Here is a 5313-nt window from a genome sequence, read left to right on the forward strand (position 1 = left end):
CATAAGGATTGTGTCGGCGGTGTCTTACTCTCCCACACCCTAGCGAGTGCAGTACCATCAGCGCTGGGGAGCTTAGCTACCGGGTTCGGAATGGGACCGGGCGGACCCTCCCCGCCATCGCCACCGACAACCCCGTACCCACCCTCAAGTGGGAAAACAATGGATGCCAATACACGTTGACACAAATATTCAGATATCAACAACAACCGAGGGTTGTTGTCTCAGATATCGTATAGTGGGTGCGTAACATCTTCGTGAGCAAGTCCTCGGCCTATCAGCACCGGTCAGCTCCACACATTACTGTGCTTCCACATCCGGCCTGTCAACCCGGTCATCTACCGGGGGCCTTAACCCACAAAGGGGTGGGAGACCTCATCTAGGAACAGGCTTCCCGCTTAGATGCTTTCAGCGGTTATCCCTCCCGAACATAGCCAACCAGCCGTGCCCTTGGCAGAACAACTGGCACACCAGAGGTTCGTCCGTCCCGGTCCTCTCGTACTAGGGACAGCCTTCCGCAAGTCTCCTACGCGCGCGGCGGATAGGGACCGAACTGTCTCACGACGTTCTAAACCCAGCTCGCGTGCCGCTTTAATGGGCGAACAGCCCAACCCTTGGGACCAACTCCAGCCCCAGGATGCGACGAGCCGACATCGAGGTGCCAAACCATGCCGTCGATATGGACTCTTGGGCAAGATCAGCCTGTTATCCCCGGGGTACCTTTTATCCGTTGAGCGACACCGCTTCCACCAGCCAGTGCCGGATCACTAGTCCCTGCTTTCGCACCTGCTCGACCCGTCAGTCTCACAGTCAAGCTCCCTTATACACTTACACTCAACACCTGATTGCCAACCAGGCTGAGGGAACCTTTGGGCGCCTCCGTTACCCTTTAGGAGGCAACCGCCCCAGTTAAACTACCCACCAGGCACTGTCCCCGATCCGGATCACGGACCCGAGTTAGATGCCCGGAACGACCAGAGTGGTATTTCACCAACGACTCCACCAACACTAGCGTGTCAGCTTCACAGTCTCCCACCTATCCTACACAAGCCGAACCAAACACCAATACCAAGCTATAGTAAAGGTCCCGGGGTCTTTCCGTCCTGCCGCGCGAAACGAGCATCTTTACTCGTACTGCAATTTCACCGGGCCTGTGGTCGAGACAGCGGAGAAGTCGTTACGCCATTCGTGCAGGTCGGAACTTACCCGACAAGGAATTTCGCTACCTTAGGATGGTTATAGTTACCACCGCCGTTTACTGGCGCTTAAATTCTCCGCTACACCCCAAAGGGCTTTACGGGTCCTCTTAACGTTCCAGCACCGGGCAGGCGTCAGTCCATATACATCGCCTTACAGCTTCGCATGGACCTGTGTTTTTAGTAAACAGTCGCTTCTCCCTGGCCTCTGCGACCACCACCAGCTCCCACCGAAAAAGTGTTCACCAGCAGTGGCCCCCCTTCTCCCAAAGTTACGGGGGCAATTTGCCGAATTCCTTAACCACAGTTCACCCGACCGCCTCGGTATTCTCTACCTGACCACCTGTGTCGGTTTCGGGTACGGGCCGTGCACACACTCGCTAGAGGCTTTTCTCGGCAGCATGGGATCACTCACTTCACCACAACGGCTACGCATCACCCCTCACCCACATGATGTGCGGATTTACCTACACACCGGGCTACAGGCTTACACCAGTACAACCACTCACTGGCAGAGCTACCCTCCTGCGTCACCCCATCACTTGACTACTATCCCATCGGGTCCCATGCAGTCCCCGGTCTCCTCCGAAGAGTCAACCGGATTCCGGATGGTTAGCATCAGAAACCTCATCATGGACGCGTATGCACGGGTACGGGAATATCAACCCGTTATCCATCGACTACGCCTGTCGGCCTCGCCTTAGGCCCCGACTCACCCTGGGCGGACGAACCTTCCCCAGGAACCCTTGGTCATCCGGCGGAAGAGATTCTCACTCTTCACTCGCTACTCATGCCTGCATTCTCACTCCCACACAATCCACACCACGCTTCCGCGGACGCTTCACCTCGTGCAGGACGCTCCCCTACCCAACCCAACAAACGCTGGATTGGCATGGCTTCGGCGGTGCGCTTCAGCCCCGCTACATTGTCGGCGCAGGACCACTTGACCAGTGAGCTATTACGCACTCTTTCAAGGATGGCTGCTTCTAAGCCAACCTCCTGGTTGTCTAAGCGATCCCACATCCTTTCCCACTAAGCGCACACTTGGGGGCCTTAGCCGATGCTCTGGGCTGTTTCCCTCTCGACGACGAAGCTTCTCCCCCGCCGTCTCACTGCCACACTCAACTCAGGCGTATTCGGAGTTTGGCTGATCTCAGTAACCCGTGAAGGCCCATCAACCAACCAGTGCTCTACCCCACCCAAGCAACATGCGACGCTGCACCTAAATGCATTTCGGGGAGAACCAGCTATCACGGAGTTTGATTGGCCTTTCACCCCTACCCACAGCTCATCCCCCAGGTTTTCAACCCTGGTGGGTTCGGGCCTCCACACGGTCTTACCCGCGCTTCACCCTGGCCATGGGTAGATCACTCCGCTTCGGGTCTACACCACGCGACTCACACGCCCTATTCAGACTCGCTTTCGCTCCGGCTACCCCCAACGGGTTAACCTCGCCACGCAGCAGTAACTCGCAGGCTCATTCTTCAAAAGGCACGCCATCACAGTTGCTAAGACTGCTCTGACGGATTGCAGGCACATGGTTTCAGGAACTATTTCACTCCCCTCCCGGGGTACTTTTCACCATTCCCTCACGGTACTATCCACTATCGGTCACCAGGAAGTATTTAGGCTTAGCGAGTGGTCCCGCCAGATTCACAGCACCCTCCACGAAAGCGCTGCTACTCGGGAACACCACCACACACCGGCCACGCATTTTCGTCTACCGGACTCTCACCGTCTCTGGTCAGGTTTCCCAACCTGTTCAACTAACACGCAACACAAATGCTGAGAGGTCAGTAGCCCTCTCAGGCGATGTCCCACAACCCCGCACACGCAACCCCTACCAGGTATCCCACGCGCACGGTTTAGCCTCTTCCGCTTTCGCTCGCCACTACTCACGGAATCACCAGTGTTTTCTCTTCCTACGGGTACTAAGATGTTTCACTTCCCCGCGTTCCCCCTCACACCCTATATATTCAGGCATGAGTAACCCGACATCACTCGGGCTGGGTTTCCCCATTCGGACACCCTCGGATCACAGCTCGTTTGACAACTCCCCGAGGACTATCGCGGCCTACCACGTCCTTCATCGGCCCCTGGTACCAAGGCATCCACCATGTGCCCTAAAAAACTTGGCCACAAAGATGCTCGCACCCACTATACAATTCTCAAACAACAACCCGAAAAAACAACCACACACCCAACCGGGCACGTGGTGTGTCCTCTCAGATACCCAACAGTGAACTGCCCCAACCAGCACCAGCCGGCCAGACGATTAGTGTGTTCCACAATCCATCGAGCACCCGTGGTGAACGACACTCGCGCTCAACCCACGGAAACTCCCAGTCTATGACTGGGGTTTATGTTGCTCCTTAGAAAGGAGGTGATCCAGCCGCACCTTCCGGTACGGCTACCTTGTTACGACTTCGTCCCAATCGCCAGTCCCACCTTCGACCACTCCCTCCCAAAGGGTTAGGCCATGGGCTTCGGGTGTTACCGACTTTCATGACGTGACGGGCGGTGTGTACAAGGCCCGGGAACGTATTCACCGCAGCAATGCTGATCTGCGATTACTAGCGACTCCGACTTCACGGGGTCGAGTTGCAGACCCCGATCCGAACTGAGACCGGCTTTAAGGGATTCGCTCCACCTCACGGCATCGCAACCCTCTGTACCAGCCATTGTAGCATGTGTGAAGCCCTGGGCATAAGGGGCATGATGACTTGACGTCATCCCCACCTTCCTCCGAGTTGACCCCGGCAGTCCCCTACGAGTCCCCGGCATAACCCGCTGGCAACATAGGGCAAGGGTTGCGCTCGTTGCGGGACTTAACCCAACATCTCACGACACGAGCTGACGACAGCCATGCACCACCTGTACACCAACCACAAGGGAAACCGTATCTCTACGGCTGTCTAGTGCATGTCAAACCCAGGTAAGGTTCTTCGCGTTGCATCGAATTAATCCACATGCTCCGCCGCTTGTGCGGGCCCCCGTCAATTCCTTTGAGTTTTAGCCTTGCGGCCGTACTCCCCAGGCGGGGCGCTTAATGCGTTAGCTACGGCACGGAAACGGTGGAACCCATCCCCACACCTAGCGCCCAACGTTTACGGCATGGACTACCAGGGTATCTAATCCTGTTCGCTCCCCATGCTTTCGCTCCTCAGCGTCAGTATCGGCCCAGAGACCCGCCTTCGCCACCGGTGTTCCTCCTGATATCTGCGCATTTCACCGCTACACCAGGAATTCCAGTCTCCCCTGCCGAACTCAAGTCTGCCCGTATCGACCGCACGCCCACAGTTAAGCTGCAGGTTTTCACGGCCGACGCGACAAACCGCCTACGAGCTCTTTACGCCCAATAAATCCGGACAACGCTCGCACCCTACGTATTACCGCGGCTGCTGGCACGTAGTTAGCCGGTGCTTCTTCTACAGGTACCGTCACCCGAAAGCTTCGTCCCTGTCGAAAGAGGTTTACAACCCGAAGGCCGTCATCCCCCACGCGGCGTTGCTGCGTCAGGCTTTCGCCCATTGCGCAAGATTCCCCACTGCTGCCTCCCGTAGGAGTCTGGGCCGTGTCTCAGTCCCAGTGTGGCCGGTCACCCTCTCAGGCCGGCTACCCGTCGTCGCCTTGGTAGGCCACTACCCCACCAACAAGCTGATAGGCCGCGGGCTCATCCTGCACCGCCGGAACTTTCCACACACAGGAGATGCCTCCGTGTGTCATATCCGGTATTAGACCTCGTTTCCAAGGCTTATCCCAGAGTGCAGGGCAGATTACCCACGTGTTACTCACCCGTTCGCCACTAATCCACCACCGAAGCGGCTTCATCGTTCGACTTGCATGTGTTAAGCACGCCGCCAGCGTTCGTCCTGAGCCAGGATCAAACTCTCCAACAATGCCTTGTTGAAACAATCCCAGCACACACTCAACAACCCAAAGGTCGGAGCGTGATACTCAAAGAAACCACCAACCACCAACACGAAAAACTCGCATCACTGGTCAGGGGCATAAAAGAACACTAACCAAAACAGTCCACTGTTGAGTTCTCAAAGAACACACCCACACCATCGCCACAACCCCACTTCCAGGGCGTGAACTCCGGGGAGTCATTTCCTCG

At 56.7% G+C, this 5313-nt stretch carries 3 rRNA genes; all 3 read right to left on the reverse strand.

Annotated features, from left to right (window positions below):
- Positions 1–11 precede the first annotated feature (11 nt).
- The 3 genes from rrf to AB0J78_RS33320 all read right to left on the reverse strand — a co-directional run bounded on the left by rrf (position 12) and on the right by AB0J78_RS33320 (position 5092).
- Positions 12–128, reverse strand: a 5S ribosomal RNA gene (gene rrf, locus AB0J78_RS33310).
- A 126-nt stretch (positions 129–254) separates the two neighbouring features.
- A 23S ribosomal RNA gene (locus AB0J78_RS33315) occupies positions 255–3331 on the reverse strand.
- 238 nt (positions 3332–3569) lie between these two features.
- Positions 3570–5092 (reverse strand): 16S ribosomal RNA (locus tag AB0J78_RS33320).
- The 16S, 23S and 5S rRNA genes sit together here, the layout of an rRNA operon.
- Between the last annotated feature and the right edge of the window lie 221 nt (positions 5093–5313).

The organism is Saccharopolyspora sp. NPDC049426, from assembly GCF_040676935.1.
In the GTDB taxonomy this organism is placed as follows: Bacteria; Actinomycetota; Actinomycetes; order Mycobacteriales; family Pseudonocardiaceae; genus Saccharopolyspora.